At 40.6% G+C, this 19,461-nt stretch carries 15 protein-coding genes, 1 pseudogene and 1 riboswitch; of the genes and pseudogenes, 6 read left to right on the plus strand and 10 right to left on the minus strand.

Annotated features, from left to right (window positions below; genetic code table 11):
* The 8 genes and pseudogenes from BJN41_RS11755 to BJN41_RS11790 all read right to left on the minus strand — a co-directional run.
* Positions 1-242 (minus strand): annotated as a pseudogene (locus BJN41_RS11755) (IS701 family transposase); the annotation flags it as partial.
* Positions 243-861: 619 nt separating this feature from the next.
* A complete protein-coding gene (locus BJN41_RS11760) occupies positions 862-1,788 on the minus strand; it encodes a branched-chain amino acid transaminase (protein ID WP_019836287.1) in 927 nt (308 codons plus the stop codon).
* Positions 1,789-1,822: 34 nt separating this feature from the next.
* Positions 1,823-4,567 carry a bifunctional [glutamate--ammonia ligase]-adenylyl-L-tyrosine phosphorylase/[glutamate--ammonia-ligase] adenylyltransferase gene (gene glnE, locus BJN41_RS11765; RefSeq protein WP_070155408.1) on the minus strand — a complete coding sequence of 915 codons (2,745 nt, stop codon included), beginning with the start codon at positions 4,565-4,567 and terminating at the stop codon, positions 1,823-1,825.
* A gap of 176 nt (positions 4,568-4,743) precedes the next feature.
* Complete coding sequence (locus tag BJN41_RS11770; RefSeq protein WP_070155410.1) at positions 4,744-5,550, minus strand: enoyl-ACP reductase; 807 nt, start codon at positions 5,548-5,550, stop codon at positions 4,744-4,746.
* Between the two features lie 179 nt (positions 5,551-5,729).
* Entirely contained in the window at positions 5,730-6,722 is a 993-nt protein-coding gene (locus BJN41_RS11775; protein ID WP_070155412.1) for a DUF2804 domain-containing protein, read from the minus strand.
* Positions 6,723-6,922: 200 nt separating this feature from the next.
* Positions 6,923-7,444, minus strand: a complete 522-nt coding sequence (locus BJN41_RS11780) for a DUF1543 domain-containing protein (protein ID WP_070155414.1) — start codon at positions 7,442-7,444, stop codon at positions 6,923-6,925.
* A 174-nt stretch (positions 7,445-7,618) separates the two neighbouring features.
* Entirely contained in the window at positions 7,619-8,863 is a 1,245-nt protein-coding gene (gene trpB, locus BJN41_RS11785; protein WP_070155416.1) for a tryptophan synthase subunit beta, read from the minus strand.
* Positions 8,835-9,488, minus strand: coding sequence for a phosphoribosylanthranilate isomerase (locus BJN41_RS11790; RefSeq protein WP_070155418.1), 654 nt, complete (start codon positions 9,486-9,488; stop codon positions 8,835-8,837). Before BJN41_RS11790 ends, trpB begins: the two co-directional genes overlap by 29 nt.
* Positions 9,489-9,680: 192 nt before the next feature.
* Positions 9,681-9,905, plus strand: a riboswitch (cobalamin riboswitch).
* Between the two features lie 35 nt (positions 9,906-9,940).
* Here BJN41_RS11790 and BJN41_RS11795 point away from each other — a divergent pair.
* From BJN41_RS11795 to BJN41_RS15555, 6 genes are all read left to right on the plus strand, one after another.
* Complete coding sequence (locus BJN41_RS11795) at positions 9,941-11,797, plus strand: TonB-dependent receptor plug domain-containing protein (RefSeq protein WP_070155420.1); 1,857 nt, start codon at positions 9,941-9,943, stop codon at positions 11,795-11,797.
* Positions 11,798-11,894: 97 nt separating this feature from the next.
* Positions 11,895-12,479: a cob(I)yrinic acid a,c-diamide adenosyltransferase gene (locus BJN41_RS11800; protein ID WP_070155422.1), complete on the plus strand. Its 585-nt coding sequence runs from the start codon at positions 11,895-11,897 to the stop codon at positions 12,477-12,479.
* Positions 12,480-12,634: 155 nt separating this feature from the next.
* Positions 12,635-13,348, plus strand: a complete 714-nt coding sequence (locus BJN41_RS11805) for a glycerophosphodiester phosphodiesterase (protein WP_070155424.1) — start codon at positions 12,635-12,637, stop codon at positions 13,346-13,348.
* Between the two features lie 291 nt (positions 13,349-13,639).
* Entirely contained in the window at positions 13,640-14,806 is a 1,167-nt protein-coding gene (locus BJN41_RS11810) for an acyl-CoA desaturase (RefSeq protein ID WP_070155426.1), read from the plus strand.
* A 123-nt stretch (positions 14,807-14,929) separates the two neighbouring features.
* Positions 14,930-16,375 (plus strand): protein adenylyltransferase SelO, encoded by a 1,446-nt coding sequence (locus BJN41_RS11815; RefSeq protein WP_070155428.1) that lies wholly within the window; start codon positions 14,930-14,932, stop codon positions 16,373-16,375.
* Between the two features lie 107 nt (positions 16,376-16,482).
* A complete protein-coding gene (locus tag BJN41_RS15555) occupies positions 16,483-16,620 on the plus strand; it encodes a hypothetical protein (RefSeq protein WP_158006187.1) in 138 nt (45 codons plus the stop codon).
* 252 nt (positions 16,621-16,872) lie between these two features.
* Here BJN41_RS15555 and BJN41_RS15910 read toward each other — a convergent pair whose 3' ends face one another.
* Both BJN41_RS15910 and BJN41_RS11825 read right to left on the minus strand, forming a co-directional pair.
* A complete protein-coding gene (locus BJN41_RS15910) occupies positions 16,873-17,946 on the minus strand; it encodes a hypothetical protein (RefSeq protein ID WP_227515237.1) in 1,074 nt (357 codons plus the stop codon).
* Positions 17,947-17,984: 38 nt separating this feature from the next.
* Positions 17,985-19,376 carry a hypothetical protein gene (locus BJN41_RS11825; RefSeq protein ID WP_070155430.1) on the minus strand — a complete coding sequence of 464 codons (1,392 nt, stop codon included), beginning with the start codon at positions 19,374-19,376 and terminating at the stop codon, positions 17,985-17,987.
* Between the last annotated feature and the right edge of the window lie 85 nt (positions 19,377-19,461).

The following is a 19,461-nucleotide window of genomic DNA, read 5'->3' on the forward strand; positions in this document are numbered from 1 at the left end:
AAAACAGTATCATCAATACTGACTATAAGTTTATTATTATCAATATGTTGAATTGCTTCTTGATATAGGTCGTGAGGTGTGTAGTCTTCACGCTCTAGAAAGCGATTTACACTATCATGCGAGATATTATAAGTCTCGGCAAGTTGTGTGCAGCTAATAGAGTTCGGTTCTGTCATGAGAAAGCCCATATAAATGGGTAGAGTACAAGTTGCTGTAGAAGCATTTTTAATTCGTCTGATCACAGATACTTTATAAAGTATTTTAATACTTTTTTGAATCCGTCAATGCGTAAGTCCTAAGTACTGTTTTAAATGACATCACAAAAAACTAGGGAGCAGCTCACTCCCTAAAATTTGTGATCCAAATTTTAGGGATAATGAAAAATATATATTTATTTACATTTAAAACAACACATTGTTTTTATTTAACTTTAACAACATTTTTATTTTAACTTTTGTTACATTTTAAGTCGGTTTATTTTTGAAAGAATGGTCAAAAATAAAATTTTAGTCTGATTTTTACTGTACTTTTCACATATTTGATTCACTATCTCCTATCACATTTGACAGACTAAAAGTTTTTTAACATCAAATCTCACCAATTGCAGGGATTGCCCTTCGCTATAAAAACCGATGCTTTAAACGACTGAATTTATCCAAAAGATCAAATTTTTACATCACCTACTCAACGAAGAAACAGTTGATCATTCATCTATGACTGTAACGTGAGAAATAAACCTCGCAAGAAGTTTAGCCGTTCAATAACGCAATAGCAGACAAAATAAAACCCCATTCAAGCCACTGCCTGAATGGGGTCATCACACCTGAGTCAGTAATATAGACTCAGGTACACACGCGTGACTTATTTAACGTAAGTCAACCAATGTGCATATTTGTCATTCTTGCCTTGAACTGCGTCAAAGAAAGTTTTTTGAATTTCAGTGGTAATTGGGCCACGTGAACCACAGCCAATCACACGGTCATCGTATTCACGAATTGGGGTAACTTCTGCCGCTGTACCTGTAAAGAAGGCTTCGTCAGCAATATAGAATTCATCACGCGTAATACGGCGTTCAACTACATCATAACCTAAGTCTTTAGCAATAGTGATCACTGTTTGACGCGTAATACCATCTAAAGCACCGCCTGCGATGTCTGGTGTATGTAAAACGCCATCTTTAATTAAGAATACATTTTCGCCAGAACCTTGGCATACATAACCTTGTGGGTCCATCAACATGGCTTCATCATAGCCTGCTTGCGCGACTTCTTGGTGTGCAAGAATAGACAAGGTGTAGTTACCTGAAGCTTTAGCTTTACACATAGTCACGTTTGGATGATGGTGCGTAAATGATGAAGTTTTAACGCGAATGCCTTTAGCCATTGCCTCTTCACCCAAGTATGCCCCCCAACCCCAAGCCGCAACAGCAGCATGAATGGTGTTATTGGTTGCAGCAATACCCAGTTTTTCAGAACCAATCCAGATTAAAGGGCGTAAATAGCACGATGAAAGTTTGTTTTCACGTACCACATCAATTTGCGCCTGTTCTAGAGCTGCTTGATCAAATGGTACTTTCATTTGATAGATTTTTGCAGAGTTTAACAAACGCTTAGTATGGTCCTGAAGACGGAAAATCGCAGTTCCGTTTGGCGTTTCATAAGCACGGACACCCTCAAACACACCCATACTGTAGTGTAAAGTATGCGTTAAGACGTGAATTTTTGCATCACGCCAGTCAACCAATTGTCCATCTTGCCAAATAAAACCATCACGATCAGCCAAATTCATGGCACACACTCCAAATGTTTATACAATAGTCATTTTAATCCAACGCAGACATTGCAGTCGGATCAATTAATCTTTGCCATAACTTGCAAACGACCTCACGGGTATCGTACCAGTCCGCAGCATTGACTTGCATGGATTGATTTGCAAGGGCTAAGCGGTGGCTTTCGGCTCGTTCACGGAGATAAGCTTGAATCAATGCTGTCGCATCGTCGCTGGATAAGCAACCTGTTTTTGCGGCATCTTCAAGGATTCTTACGTTGTCGGAATAATGGGCGAGATCAGGATTCGACCCACTCCAGGCTAATACCGCATACTGTGCCATAAATTCGATATCAACGATACCACCTGCATCCTGTTTTAAATGAAAAATTCCATCTTTTTTTTGCTCTTTAGATGAACCCAAATGATCTTTCATTTTTTGACGCATTTTCAGCACCTCGCTGCGGACATACGCTTCGTCACGCGGCTGGGTTAAAATCTTACAACGCAACACTTCAAACTTGTCACGTAAATCTTGATCTCCCGCAATACTGCGCGCACGCACCAAAGCCTGATGCTCCCACAGCCATGCACTTTTCAGTTGATAGTGCTCAAAGGCCCGTAAACTGGTCACCAATAAACCCGCATCTCCCGAAGGACGTAAACGGGTATCGACATCATAAACGCGACCATCTAAAGTTTGCGTGGTCATTAAAGATACAAATTTACGCGCTACCCGCATGGCAAATTCAAAGCCACTGATGGGTTTAATACCATCAGTATCGGCCTGTTCATCCATGTTGTKAATAAAAACTACATCTAAATCTGAGCCGTAACCCAGTTCAATGCCACCCACTTTGCCATAACCAATAATGGCAAAAGCGTTATGCTCCAAACCACAACGCTGCCCTTCACTGTCTAGTGGATAACCATGCTTTTTGACAATCATTTGATAGGCCAGTTGCAGGGCTGCATTTGCGGTCACTTCGGCAATATCAGTTAAAGCATCTGACACTTTCATTAAGTGACTTTCTGCTAGTACATCGCTCGCTGCAACGGTCAATACGTTGGATTTTTTGAATAAACGTAGCACCCGCATGAGGTCTTCAACTTCATCCAGTTCAATGCGCAACAATTGTTGGCGCAAAGAATCTTCCAAATCGCTGCGTTTTGGCAATTCAAAATCCATAGACAAAAACTCATCTAGCAACACAGGATATTGCGTCAATTCTTCACAAATCCACGGGCTGACCGTGGCCATTTTCACCAAGCGTTGTAAAGCGCCCTTACTCTCAATCAACATGACCAAATACACGGAACGACGCAGTACAGATTCAACCAATGGCATTAAACGCATCAGCGCCATTTGTGGGTTTTCCGACTGCAACACCGCTTCAATCAAGTGTGGCCAAAAGGTTTTTAAACGCTGCAAAGCTTTGGCGGTGAGTTTTTTAGTGGCATGTCCATACCAGAACTCATGCACTAAATTTTTCGCTTGGTCGTCCAATACCGCATCGAGCTGTTTTTCTAGCTGACTGTAATTTTCCAGCAAAGAATCGGGTTCATTTTCTTTAATTAAATGTTCAAACTGATAAATGACTTTGGCACGTTTTTCATTGAGGGTCTGCATAAAGCTATCCCAATCGGCAAAGCCCAAAGTATCGCTAATGCGTGCACGTAACTCAGGTTCAGTCGGTAAAGCTTGGCTTTGCTGATCATTCAAGGCTTGAATGGCATGTTCAACTCGACGCAAGAATAAATAGGCATCTTCCAAATCAAGTACGGCTTGCGGTTCTAGCAATTCGGCTTCGCCCAAATGACGCAAACTCACCAAACACTGGCGGTCTTGTAATTCTAGTTTTGAACCACCGTAAATGAGCTGAAAAACCTGCACAATAAATTCAACTTCACGAATTCCACCTGCACCCAATTTAATATTGTCTTCGATATTACGGCGCTGCACTTCGCGTTCAATCATAGCTTTCATTTCGCGCATAGCTTCGAAGGCGGTGTAATCGACATACTTGCGGAATACGAAAGGTCGGGTCATTTGCAGCAATTCATGACCTTCTTGCCCACCTGTGATAATACGTGCCTTAATCCAAGCATAGCGTTCCCATTCACGTCCATGCTGGCTTAAATATTTTTCCAATGCCACGTGGCTAATTGCCAATGCTGAACCATCGCCCCACGGACGTAAACGCATATCGACACGGAAAACAAAACCATCGGCGGTGATATGATCTAATAGATAGATCAGTTTTTGTCCCCATAAGATGCAGAATTGCTGCACTTCAATACACTTGCGTCCATTGGTTTCACCTTGTTCATCAAAGGCAAAAATCAAGTCGATGTCACTGGATAAATTCAGTTCCTGCGCACCATGTTTACCCATGGCGACCACAATCAGGTCTTGGACTTTGCCGTTATATCCCATCGGTTCGCCATGCTTGGCAACCAACGGAATCCGCGCAAAATCTTTGGCAACTTGCACACAAATATCGGCAAAGTCTGAAAGTTCCTGCGTCAACGTCACCACATCGGTGAGTTGGTTGGCATCTTGCCAAATCCAGCGAAACATTAAACGGGCGCGTAAAATCCGCAGAGTTTTCATCCACAAGGTTTCATCTTGAATGTCTTGTAAAGTCGAAATCACCAGTTGATGAATATAGTCTCCACTCAGTGGTTTTAGAAATTGGTCAATTGCATAGTCCTGCTGTAACAGACTTTCGTGATTTGCCAAAACTTGTTCTGCATATTGACTGGCATGTAACGTTTTTTGCAATTGTTCCGCATTCATTTTTAAGACCTAAAACCCAGTTTTATTTTCAAATATTGTCAACTCATCTATTTATAGCAGCAGATGCGCCAAAGAAGAAAATAAAATTACAGCAATCTGTAAAATACCTCTTGCTTAAAATGCAGCGATAAAAAAACCGAAGTCTAAACTTCGGTTCTATCTGCTTGATGCAATGCCTATTCAGCATCTAGCATTAATTCTGCACTCATACCAACAGTGTTAAAACCTGCATCGACATACAAAATTTCACCGGTAATACCATTGGCCCATGGTGAGCAGAGGAATAGTGCAGCATTACCGACATCTTCAATGGTCACGTTGCGTTTTAAAGGTGCAACTTTTTCATTCAGGTCTAACATTTTACGGAACGATTTAATACCTGAAGCTGCAAGCGTACGAATTGGTCCTGCAGAAATTGCATTTACACGAATACCTTCAGCACCCAAACTTGAAGCCAAGTAACGTACACCCGCTTCTAAAGATGCTTTTGCCATCCCCATGACGTTGTAGTTTGGCATCACGCGCTCAGAACCTTGATACGTCAAAGTCAATAAGCAACCTTGACGTGCTTGTAATAATGGTTTTGCAGCACGTGCCATCGCAATAAAGCTATAAGCACTAATATCATGCGCAACTTTGAAACCATCACGATCTGTAACATCGGTAAAGTCACCGTCTAAAGTATGCGCAGGTGCAAAACCAATCGAGTGAACCAAACCATCCAAACCATCCCAGTGCTTTGCCAAGTCAGCAAAAGCTTGCTCAATTTCTGCATCTACGCCTACATCGCAAGGCAATACAATGCTTGAGCCAAATTGTGCAGCGAAGTCATCAACACGTTTTTTGAGTTTTTCATTCGGATAAGTAAATGCTAATTCTGCACCTTCACGATGCAATGCTTCTACAATACCAAATGCGATAGATAATTTACTTGCAATACCAGCAATTAAAAAACGCTTACCCGCCAAAAGACCTTGTGCCATGTGAAACTCACCTTGATATATTTCGCAATATCATGCCAATTCTCAACGCATAGTGAAATTGCATAATGCACCTTTTTTTGCCGTTTATGTAAAAACTCAATGGCGATTCAAGCGAGTGATAGATAAAATTATAGGATTGATCTGCAAGCGGTGACTACAATCTTAGTTAAAAATCTGCCCTACCACTTGGCATAATGCTGTTCAAGCAAGCAGTATTCGTTTAACAAAATAATTTCGGTATCGTCTTGTTGAATAGTACCGCTAATTTTGGCTTGCCATTGACTAAATTGACTGCCGACCAGATGTAAATTCAGATTTTCATAACGGCGCCAACCTGTGCTGACAGTTAAATTCAAACGATGATCCAGTGAACGAATACTCCACGAACAGTCATCTTCAGGTTGGAACAACACATCTGTTAATGGATACAGCACGCCATTAATCCACAAACAGTTTTCGTTGCCAAAACTTTCATTCACACCAGAAGCCAAATTCAAGCCTACACGTCGGTTTTCGGTATCCCAGAAGTTACACGACAACCAAAACCATGCTGTTTCAGGACGTAAAAACCCGCAGGTGTCATCTAAAGAGGCAAAGGTGCGTTCATGGAATTGAATGGTTTGTCCTGTTTTATTAACAAAATAGCCTTCACAGCCGAGTGTGGTCAGTTTTTGGGTGTAAGTCCAACCATTAATACCTGTTGGGCTACACATACTTAGCGGGTCTGTGCCTGCACAAAATATCCGCGCACTGAGTTTAATTTCACCATATTTGGTCACGCGGATATAACGCACACCATTGGCATGTTGAATTTCAATTTGAAATGGCGATTTTTCAAAAAAACTTTGATTAAATAACGGTTGCTCATCTAAAACCGTATTACGCGATAAAAAATTAATCGCATTCCATTCCTGCACTTCGCCCGTCATGTGATTATAAATATAGACAAAACCGTGCCCTGCCCAAGCAATATCGGCAATCGCAAGCCCAATGGTATAGTGTTCGTGTTGAATACTACAAAATTTAAACTTTTTATATTTTAAGCGTTTACGCCAACCTGATAGTACCTCACCATACGGTGATTTATATTGGTAAGCCTGATAATCAATTTTTTTGGGAAGTTCACTAAAACGTCCATAATGCGGTTGTCCATTCGCCTGAATTAAATCCATTGAAGACATTCCCTATTGTCTAAAAACAATTCATCTTTGGTCGTATTATGCCTACAAATGCATGTACAAAAAACCCGCAACTTATGATTTTGTTCAAAAACTATAAAAACATAGATTGTTTTACTATTTTAAGGTTTGAGCGTTCACTAAATACACAAAATATAATTTTATCTATTCCTGCCTCAATATTCTAAATGCTTTTAAGCATCAGCATTCAAAGTCAGATAGGTATTTTCCCAACGATTGCCTGAAAATGACCCTTCAACCAATTGCACATAGCGACCATGCACCTGATCTATCGCAATATAATCATCCACTTCTAATACCCGGTCGGTATGTTGTTTTTGCCAGTGCTGAGCAAAATAGGCTTTACCACGCTGTTTTGCCACCATTGGATTTTGTGCTACCACCAACACATAACGATGCAACTCACCAAATTCACGTGGGTCATATCCACCTAAATTAATCAAATACAGTCGGTTTTCTGCCTGATTCGGCTGCGCATCGGTAAATTTCAAATAGTAGGATTTGCCTTCAAACTCAACACCGTTAATTTGCGCCCATGCATCAATATGCAAACCTTTCAGTTCTGCAAACCAAGCCTGCTTGAGTTGCGGATAGGTCTGTTCTAAAGAATCGCCTACCGCAAGTACCACATCATGCACTTCGGTATTGGCTCGCGCATGACGTCCGCCTAACATCACGATAAATAAACTGGGCATATCCGACTCCTGCGCAAATATCCTAAGCTTGATGGCTTTTATAGTTGATGATTTTTAAGCATGATTGTTTAAAGTAGCGAGAATTTTTCAATCCTCCAAATAAAAAATCGTGCCGAATTGCTTCAGCACGATTGAATTGAAATGTAGCATACTTTATTTCAAGCAGTTTACGATTTACATATCCACCATTTCCACGCCATCAATGCGGGCAACAGTCATTAAGTCTTTATCGCCACGACCTGAAACAGTCGCAATAATGATTTGGTCTTTATCCATCGTTGGTGCAAGCTTGCTCACATAAGCCATAGCATGCGAGCTTTCTAAAGCAGGAATAATCCCTTCGATACGGGTTAAATCACGGAAACCTTGCAAGGCTTCTTGGTCATTGATTGGCACGTAATCGACACGGTGCATATCTTTCAGGAAGCTGTGCTCTGGCCCTACACCTGGATAATCCAGACCTGCAGAAATAGAGTGGGTTTCAATGATCTGACCTTGTGCATCCGACATTAAATAAGTACGGTTACCGTGTAATACGCCCACGTGTCCTGCATTCAATGGTGCAGAGTGTTTGCCTGTTTCAATGCCTAAACCTGCAGCTTCGACACCGTACATTTTCACTTGGGCATCGTTCAAGAATGGATAGAACAAGCCCATGGCATTAGAACCACCGCCTACACAAGCTACTAATKCATCAGGTAAACGACCTGCCTGCTCTTGAATTTGGCGACGCGCTTCACGACCAATAATCGACTGGAAATCACGTACCAATTGTGGATATGGGTGTGGGCCAGCGACCGTACCAATCACGTAATATGTAGAATCAACATTGGTGACCCAGTCACGCATGGCTTCGTTCATGGCATCTTTTAAGGTTTTTGAGCCACTTTCTACAGGTACAACAGTTGCACCAAGCAAACGCATACGGTAAACATTCATAGCCTGACGTTTCACGTCTTCTGCACCCATGAACACCACACATTCTAAGCCTAAACGAGCGGCAATGGTCGCGGTTGCTACACCGTGCTGACCCGCACCTGTTTCGGCAATAATGCGTTTTTTGCCAGACAGTTTTGCCAACAGTGCCTGACCAATGGTGTTATTCACTTTATGTGAGCCAGTATGGTTCAAATCTTCACGTTTTAAGTAAATTTGCGCCCCCCCCAACTCTTTTGACCATCGCTCAGCATAATACAAAGGACTAGGACGACCTACATAGTAGGCGAGATCGCGGTCGAATTCTGCCAAAAACTGCGGATCATCTTTCATGCGGAAATACAATTTCTCTAAATCTTGYAAAGCCGCCATCAGCGTTTCTGACACAAAACGTCCGCCATGGATACCAAAATGCCCTTTTGCATCTGGGAACTGGGTATAGTCAATCACTGGATTATTGTGATTTGTACTTTGCTGATCCACGTTGGACTCCTTGCATGAAGTGTTCTATGAGTTGTTGGTCTTTAATACCTTTTGCAGACTCTACCCCACCACTGACATCAACAGCATAGGCTTGAGTCGTCTGTATTGCATCTTCAATATTTTCAGGGTTTAAACCACCCGCCAAAATTAAAGGAATATCGAGTTTGGGGAATTTTGACCAGTCAAAACTGTGTCCTGTTCCACCTTTCAGCTCAGGATGCCACGCGTCTAATAATACTGCGCTTGCACCTGCTTGTTGATAGCTTTTTATCGCATCCAACACATTTAAATCGGGTTTAACCTGAATGGCTTTGTACCATCGACGTCCAACTTGCTCTGCTATTTGCTGGCTTTGCAACGGTGTTTCATCACCATGAAATTGCAGAATATCTAAAGGTACTTGTTTGAGTACAGCGGCAATTTCTTCTGCCGTTGCATTGACAAATAAACCGACCACTTGCACATAAGCGGGAATGTTTTGCAGCAAGCATTGTGCTTGTTCAATGTTCACATGGCGCGGACTTGGAGGATAAAACACCAAGCCTATTGCATCTGCACCCGCATGTACCACACTGTTTATATCTTGAATTCGCGTGATTCCGCAAATTTTGGTACGGGTACGCATCGTTTTGCACTCTAATCCTGATTTTCAATCTTCATTTTGCTGATCTTGCTGTATGTGACTTTTAAATTGTCTGTTCTTACAAACAAAATCATATATTAGGGCGAATCATTGTAATGCAATTTTCAGAGGTTGAGTGAAGTTCAGGCGGATTATTCTACATTTCCGTTGTTTAAATGCTGAACAGACTTTATACTTCGCGCAAATGCAACGAGTTCTAGCTTTAAGCTTTAGGGAAGTTGGTGAAAGTCCAACACTGCCCCCGCAACGGTAACCATGAAACGTATATCGATTTAAATCTTATGATTTACACCACTGTATGAACAATATGGGAAGGTGGATATACAGCGAAGCAATCATAAATTAGAAGATGCTTGGCACATTGTAGTCCGGAGACCTGCTTGTTGTGCCCTTAACTCAATCATTCACGTGGGGTGAATGTATGGAGCAAAGTCATGTCTACTCTTTTTCAGCCTACTGCTTTAGTAGGCGCAATCGCGCTTGCGATGGGTTTCTCTACGTCTGTATCTGCACAAGACAGTTCTAATGTTGTAAATGCATCTTTAGACACTTTAGTCGTTACCGCGACACGTTCTGAAGAAAAAATCAAAGATGTGCCTGCACGTATCTCCATTATTGAACCACAAATTGTCGATCAGTCTCCAATTGCTGAATTGCCTCATTTGCTTATGAGTGATGCATCTATTGATATGATGCAATACGGTGGTTATGGTCAAACTGCATCTATCTTTACACGTGGAACAAATTCGACCCATACTCTTGTATTACGTGATGGTGTTCGACTAAACACTGGGTCTGCAGGATCTGCATCTTTGGCATTTATTGATACTACCGATATTAAACAAATTGAAGTATTGAAAGGTCCAGCATCTGTATTATACGGCACAGATGCAATTGGTGGTGTAGTTCAGTTAGTTTCTAAAACACCAGAAAAAACAGAGGCTTTTATAACTGGTGAAATCGGTGAGCACAATACCTATAAATCTGTCATTGGTGCGGATTTAGCTGAGAATGGTATTTATGCACAAATTCGTGGACAACGCTTAGAATCTGATGGTACACAAGTCACAAATTTGAAAGATCCTAATATAAAAACAGGTAACTATGACCAAAAAGGCTTTAGTACAAAAATCGGTGTAGAAAAGAAACAATATGCAGCGTCTATAGATTACTCAGAGAATAATGGTCAATCTCAATATATCACTGACAATGATACATACACTGGTGTCAAAAATGTCACCCAAGATTTTAAAAATGAAATCATTAATATGAAAGGGCGTCTAAATATCAATGATGATATTTCGATGCATGCTCGTTTGTCACAATTCAAAGATGATCTTGAGCAAAATGAATCTCAAGATGCTATTTACAATACTACTAAAGAAGCTGAACTCTATAGCAAATGGAAATTTAGCCCAACTCAGAATATATTAGCTGGAATCGCAACAAAAAATGTCAAATCTGACGTTCTTTCAGGTAGTGGTGTTTATGGTGTAGACTATGACAAAGAAGTTGATAGCACAGGTTATTTTGTTCAACACCAATACCAATCTGAAAAACTACACACCCAATTAGGTGTCCGTGTAGAAGATCATGAGACATTTGGTACTCATACCGTAGGGCAAGCTGCAGCACGTTATCAAATTTTACCAGCTACTAGTATTTACACCAATATTGGGACTGCTTTCCGTGCTCCGACAAATAATGACTTATACGCATTAAGCTGGGGTGGAAACCCAGAGTTAAAACCAGAAGAAAGTGTTTCATATGAAATTGGGCTCGACCAACAACTTACAGATCACTTAAGAATGGGATTATCTGCATACCGAAATGAAGTTGATAACTTAATTACTTGGCAGAATGGTAAAAATTTCAATGTAAAGGAAGCAACTTTTACTGGTGGTGAATTCAACCTTAATTGGGCAAAAGAAGAACTATATACTAATCTTTCATATGCTTATGTACAGCCAAAAGACAAGAAAACTGATCAAGACCTGCCTCGTCGCTCACGTCAAAGTCTAACTTTGACATCAGGACTACAAAATAAAGTGTATGGGATTAGTGCATCACTTTCAGCTAAATCTAGACCTAAAAATAGCACCATTTCTGGATATGCTACTGTTGATGTAAATGCATTTTGGAATGTAAATCCTAACGTTAAACTATTTACGAATATTCAGAATATTGGCGATGTCGAATATAAAACAACTTCAGCATCTCAATGGGGTCAAGATATTTACTATATCAATGGCGGTCGCCTCGCTTCTGCAGGCGTAACTTTCCGCTACTAAAACCCGCATAACAACAAAAACTTTAAAACAGCGCAGTTTATGGATAATGTTTTGACCGGCATTATCCTTTTTTTTCATTTCAATCTAAGGAAAAGTTATGGGCCACCGTTTAAGCAAAATTTATACCCGTACAGGCGACTCAGGCACAACCGGACTGGGCGATGGCTCACGTGTCGCCAAAGACGATTTACGCATTCATGCACTGGGCGATGTCGATGAACTTAATGCCTGCATTGGCGTATTACGATCACAAATTACACATAGCAACATTCCAGATAAAAACACTTGGGACAAATCGCTCAGTTTGATTCAGCATTGGCTATTCGACTTAGGTGGTGAAGTCTGTATCCCCAATTACCACCTTGTGCAACCGCTTGCGATTGAGTATCTAGAACAAGACATTGACCGTATGAATGAAAACTTGCCAATGCTCAAAGAATTTATTCTGCCTGCAGGAACATTGGCATGCAGTTATGCACATCAAGCCCGTGCCGTATGCCGCCGCGCAGAACGAAGTTTAATGACCGTCCACACTCGCGATCAAAATATTCAAACACCCTCTTTGCAATTACTAAACCGACTGTCAGACTGGCTATTTGTGGCATCTCGCAGCTTGCAACGTGCCGAAGGCGGCAGCGAAGTACTTTGGCAAAAGAATATCAATGACAGTATTGGTAACTGACATCGGAAACTAAAATAAAGTCCTGATTTTATATCTAAAAAATCACAGCAGATGGTGCTTGAATTTTCACACCATCTGACCAAAATAAGAGTTGTCATCCCTCTGTCACGTCGTACTTGCAAAATGAAAGCAAACCTTCAATTCATGGGCACATTATGCGCATAATTGGTCATCGCGGTGCGYGTGGCGAAGCACCTGAAAACACGCTTGGTGGTTTTGAATATATTCAAAATATTGGTATTCGTGCCGTCGAATTTGATGTGCGTCAACTCAAAGACAACGCATTAGTGGTCATGCACGATGATCAATTCATCCGTACAACAGGACAAGACAAAGCGCTGTACGAATGTAGCCTGGAAGATTTAAACCATTATAACCACGCAGTGATGTGGTCAGACTGGAATAAAGTTGAAACCACGCCCCTACTCAATCAGACCATGACCATTATTCAAAATTTTGATCATATTGAAGTTGAAGTCAAAGCAGTCAACTCGCATGCCGATGCTGAAAAAATTATCCAAAGTTTAGAGCAACATTTACAGGGTTTTGAACATAACGCTATCATCACCAGTTTTGATACAAAAATTCATTGGGCCTTGCAACAACAAAAATCACGCTTTAAACGTGGTTTATTGGTTGAAGATAATTTGCAATATCAAGCCATTGACCAGGCTTTAGCATTAGGCTGTTGCCAAATTGGTTGGATGAATGAACTCGCAACCAATGCACTCATTCAGGCCACACAACAAGCCCAACTGAATATCAGTGTTTGGACAGTCAACCAAATTGAACGTGCCAAACAGCTTAAAGATTTGGGTGTTCATGGTTTAATTACCGATTATCCTAAACTGATGATGCAACACTTGTAAGCGGCACAACCTCAAATATTTTGATGGATAAATAATTGATTTATTGTGCTTGTTTGGCTGCCGAATACCATATCTCCGAAAAATCTCGCAGAAGCCATTATATTCTGTTACCACCCAGTACAATACAACTGTACAATAATGCTGTGATCGTGAATCCGCTCATGCTAATATGCGAAAAAATTAATCCCTATAAAACTTAATACTATGATTTGAATCTACAGATCGGTCATAGCGTTATAAAGGATTAAGCGTCCATTTATACCTCCCAAGGTTCTAGGAGTGCTGTTGGAGATGAATGCTCCCTTACCCAAAGCCCCAATCAACTGGATTGCCATCTTTGCACTGGTTTTCTTACCTATTGTTGCAGTGATCGCGATTCCGTTATATGCGTATCACCATGATTTTAGCCTTGCCGCTTGGATCAGCATGTTTGTATTACTTGGCGTAAGTAGCTTGGGTATTACAGCAGGTTATCACCGCTTATGGGCACACCGTGCTTATGAAGCTACCCTTCCCTTGAAAATCATTTTAATGATTATGGGAACATTTGCCGTTCAGAACAGTATTCTGTATTGGGGTTCAGGTCACCGCACCCATCACCGTCATGTCGATGACGTCGAAAAAGACCCATATTCAATTAATAACGGCTTCTGGTATGCGCACATGGGCTGGATGTTACGTGACTATCCTGCCGCAGAGCCAAACTTTAAAAATGCACCAGATTTGTTAAATGACAAGTTGGTGATGTTTCAACACAAATACTATATTGCGCTCGTGATTGCAGTTCACGTTGGTATTTTGGTGCCAATAGGTTGGGCTGTAGGCGATATTTGGGGCGTGTTGTTATTAGGCGGTTTAATGCGTCTGATTTTAAGCCACCATGTTACTTTCTTTATTAACTCATTATGTCATATGTGGGGTTCGCGTCCTTATACTGACGAAAACACCGCGCGTGATAATTTCTGGTTAGCAATTGCCACTTGGGGCGAGGGCTATCATAACTATCACCATATTTTCCAGTACGATTATCGTAATGGCGTAAAATGGTGGCAATATGACCCAACCAAATGGTTAATTTGGACATGCTCAAAGTTGGGCTTAGCGAAAAACTTACGCCGTATTCCAAGCTTTAATATTAAAAAAGCAGAATTGGCGATGCGTTTTAAATATGCAGAGCAAGACTTGGCGGTTTATGGACACAATGTAAATGACGACATTGGCCAAGTTAAAAGCCGTATTTCGCAAGAATATGATGCCTTTACTCAAACTCTGAACGATTGGGCAAAGTTAAAAGAGCAAGAAATTCAGGCGAAAAAAGCATCAGTAGCTGAAAAAATCCACCAAATGGATGACAAACTCAAAGTTGAATTCCAGTTGGTTGAGCAGCGTCTTTCACACCATCGTGAAACCTTGAATTTGCTAATGCGTAACTTGAAAAAAAATCCAGTATCACAATAAGAACTGTGTTCTGATACACCGCTAAAGCCCTGACCTGTTCAGGGCTTTCTGCATGTTAGACTACAGTTTTTAAAGCCTAAGTTTGCTATAGTCAAACTCACTTTGTGCCAAAGCTCTCTCACTATGCAATTTAATCCACGTTATCCGACCCTGCCCGCCCGTCTTTATCACATGCAGCAGCCTTTACCTTTAAAAGGTGCAAAAGCAGGACACTTTAATGCTGCATTGGCAAAAGAACTGCAATGGAGTGCTGAGGAACAGCAGCACTGGGTAGAAATTTGCAGTGGCCAAACCACATTTCCAGAATTTCCACCTTTGGCAATGGTGTATGCAGGGCATCAATTTGGACAATGGGCTGGTCAACTGGGAGATGGGCGAGGCTTACTGATTGCACAAGTGCTGGACACACAACAACGTACCATCGACCTACATTTAAAAGGTGCTGGGTCAACGCCTTATTCACGTATGGGCGATGGCCGTGCGGTTTTGCGTTCTGTGATTCGTGAATATTTAGCAGGCCATGCTTTAAATGCACTTGGTGTCCCTTCAAGCAATGCGGTGGGATTCACTTCATCTACACAAGGCGTACAACGCGAAAAACTAGAACTGGGCGCCATGTTATTACGCACCTCTGACTGTCATATTCGTTTAGGTCATTTCGAATGGATCAATCAGTATCAACCTGAACTACTACCTGAATTTGTGCAAAAATGTATTGAATGGCACTACCCAGAATGCTTGGCAACCGAACAGCCGATACTCGCTTTTGCTACGAAAGTCATTCAACGTACCGCTGTCATGATTGCCAAATGGCAATTGGTCGGTTTTGCGCATGGCGTGATGAACACCGATAATTTAAATATCACAGGTTCAACACTCGACTTCGGTCCTTATGGTTTTATGGAGCGTTTCCGTCCTAACTGGATCAACAATCATTCGGACTATCAAGGACGTTATACCTACCAACAACAACCCAGCGTAGCACACTGGAATTTGTGGGTTTGGTTGAATAATTTAATTCCGCTTGAGCAAAACCCAGATCAGAAAGAACAGTGGAAACAAGCACTGGCAGCATGTTTAGAGCATTTTGAACCGACTTTTTTAGAGCATTACAAACTCGGTTTATGTGAAAAAATGGGGTTGCCAAGTTTCCACAAAGACAGTTTTAATTGCGCAACCAATTTCTTACGCATTTTGCAAAGTGAACAATTGGATTACACCCAGAGCTTTATCCGCCTACAAAATAAACAATATACTGAAATACTAGATGATTGTTTGGATCGTCGTCAGTGGGAAAGCTTTTTGGCGCAGTATTTACAAATTCGTGAACATCAGGATACCGATGCCTTAGATACTGCTATGCAGCAAGTCAACCCTCATTATATTTTGCGCAATCACATGGCACAAAAGGCTATTGAGCACGCAGAACGTGATGATTTTTCAGAAGTTGAGCGTTTATTTAACTTGCTCAGCCAACCGTATATTCAACAAACGGCATTGGAAAAACCTGAAGATTTAGCACCTTTACCCAGTGATGTGCCAGAAGTGATGGTGAGTTGTTCATCTTAATACCAATGCACTCGCCAAAGTACGTTTAGAATTCCAACAAAGTTATACACATTTTCTGTGGAAAAAACTGTGGTTATCCACAGGATAAACTTTTTAGGGGAAAATAAGTGGCAAAAACACCATCATCACTGCATCAAATTGCAGCAAGTGTTGCAACACAATTGCCTGAAGTTAGCCTGAGCGAACCTTTTGATGATGGTTGTTTGGTGCATAAGTTTTCGATAAAGTATTTATGCTATATGTAAATTTTAAAAACACTAGCACATGGAAAAATCTGTAAAACATCATTTTATGGTTTTAGGTGTGATGATAAATTAAGTATTTAGCTTTAAGTCTGCATTTAAATGGTAATGCCATCATCAACTTGAAAGTTCAGCCTGAGCATGGTGTGATGTTAAGTGATTTTTATCCTTACATTCGTGCGGACTAGCACATGAATAAACAGCACTGGATTTTGATTTTTGCAGAAGACAATTTAAAAATATAATGAATAAATTTTACCATTGATACTGGGCAAACAATTGAGCGCCCATCCTCTTGGCCTGATTGGTATTTAGATCATCTGCAATATATTTCAAGCCAAAATTTTGATGCTGTACTGATAAGCCTAAAGCATGGGTCTGAGGTTCAAAATGGATTCCCCATTCTACACCTTTATCCCAATAAGCGTTCAATTGCCAAAGACTACTATATTGATTGCTGATTGAACTTATACCTAAACGCCAATTCTGATCTGACTGATAATTTAGATCAGTATAAATTTTAAAAGGCAGTTTCTGCGTATATTGATGATACTTATTAAATTGTCCCTGAATATCAAATCGTGGACGCTTATCCTGATCATAAGCAATCTGATATTGGGTGTAGGGTGCATCTTGCCAATATAAATAAGCCAAAGCATCTTGAATATTGATATTTACTTTCCAGTGATTCGCAATGGTCCCTTGTAATGAAGTATCAAATGCAAAACCATATCCATGATTCGCTCGCTCATTCCAGCCCATTTTGTCTTCTTTTAATGCTGGCTGGTCATAACTATAGTCAATTTGACCATTAAGCCACTTCACACGATCCATAAGTTGTTCCTGATCTGTGGTTTTCGCCAAAGCATTCACCTGACCATCAGCATAATGTCGGCCAATTAATGCTGTTGCCCCTGTAGTTACATTCCAGTTAGGTGAAAGTTGCCAGGTATATGCAAATCGTGACCCAACCGTATCAATATGCTGTGCCTCTAGTTGCAAATTATATTGAGTATTGGCATCAATCAATTTTTCATTTTTGATCTGATAATATAATTTTGCAGTGTCTGGACTAAAACGTAGTACATAATCATAACGCCAAATCCAGCTAAAATCCCATTGACCCTGTTTAATACCCAACTGCATTAGGCCATGGGCAAACGCATTTTTTCCCGATTTAAAGTTTGGGTCATCCCAATCATCTGTAAATGCGTGAATCGGCAAAGGTTCACTATATACATCTGCCTGTACTTGATAATAGATTTTTTCCTGGGCATTGGAATAGAAAGGCATTAGCATTCCCAATACAGCTAGACTTTTTTTGAGCATATAAAAAGGGGGATTTACTCCCCCTCTCCTTTTTATGATTATGGTGCAATCGCTTTAACGGTATTATCTGTGAATTTTGCAGAATATACATTATCTGACACTTTGCTTACTGTAGCGTATGGGGTGTTACCCACTTTAATCTCTGCTGAAGTAAACTTGTCAAGATCAGCAATTTCAACATAAGCACCATTGGCATGAGACAGTTTTGCCCACACCACAGGTTGATCTTTTGTAATCAGGTTATCTGTTTTAAAGTCAGCCGTTAGCGCATCTTTATCTACAGCAACCTTAATCGTTGCTGTACCTTTCTGGTACTCATTACGTTTAGCAGTTAAATCAATACTAAATGGTTTAATGCTGGTACCGCCACCTTTGACATTACCACTGAGTTTCACATTCAGGTCCGCATTGATAAATGCAGCAGCAGTTTCACCATTAGTCACATCAATCTGTTTTGACAAATCATTGTTTAATTTAATGCTTGCCTCTAGGTTAAGGTTCTCAGTTCCAGCAACTGCCTTACCTTTTAAGTTCAGTTCAGTCGGAATAATTTCTGTAGAGGTGCTTAAACTATCTTTAAACTGAACTTGTGTCGCCTTGCTTGAAAACTCCGTTAAGCTCAACTCTGCACCTGTACCTACAGCAGTCAATACAATATTCTCAAACTTAAATTGTGCAGTCTTAGGTGCTTGGTCACTAGAACGATCATCAAGTTTTTTCGCATTGTTATAAACAACTTGAGCAGTACTATCACTATTGAACGCCAAAATTGCCTCTTTCTTACTCAGGACATTCTTGGTCGCAATTTTCCCACCAGCAACCAATTTAAAATCGTAAGTTGATTGAGATGCCGAGAATGGTGCTTCAAGTTTCAGATTGGTTACAGCCACAGTAGTTTCATTACCAAAAACGTCATGCCCTGTTTGTGTTTTAGAGTCCCAAACATAATCTGTCCAATATTTAGCTGTAACCCCCCCTGTTACAGTCACAGAATCAGGCTTTACACTCACTTTTAACGTATTATTGCTCAATTCATAATCAGGGGAATAATACTGACCATAGGTTGAATCTTCTTTTAATAAAGCCTCTAACTCAGTTGCATTATATTCTTGGGTTGAACCGTTTGCAGCTTGTTGCGCTAATGAAGCCAAAGTCAAAATCAAGCTACTAGCATTCCCAATATCACTGCCAGCATCACTAATTGCATCAAATGTCGGCTGATATTGTGATTGAAGCCCATCGAAACTATCAAAATAACTAATAATCGTATTTGTTGTATCTACCAATTGCTTTGCCTTATCCAGGTCTGATGCTGGAACAGCTGGATTTTCAGGAATATTACCACCATTATTCGACGATGAATCACCGCCTCCACCACAAGCAGTTAAAATGGCTGAACAAGCTAAAACTAACAATGTTTTCTTAAACATTCTACCCCCTTTTTTTAAGGAAAATTGTTATCTAAATTCTTTAATTTAGGATTTTATAAAACCATTTTTTGGTTTTTATAATCAT

Origin of the sequence: Acinetobacter towneri, from assembly GCF_001758345.1 — a bacterium.
Taxonomy (GTDB): domain Bacteria; phylum Pseudomonadota; class Gammaproteobacteria; order Pseudomonadales; family Moraxellaceae; genus Acinetobacter; species Acinetobacter towneri_A.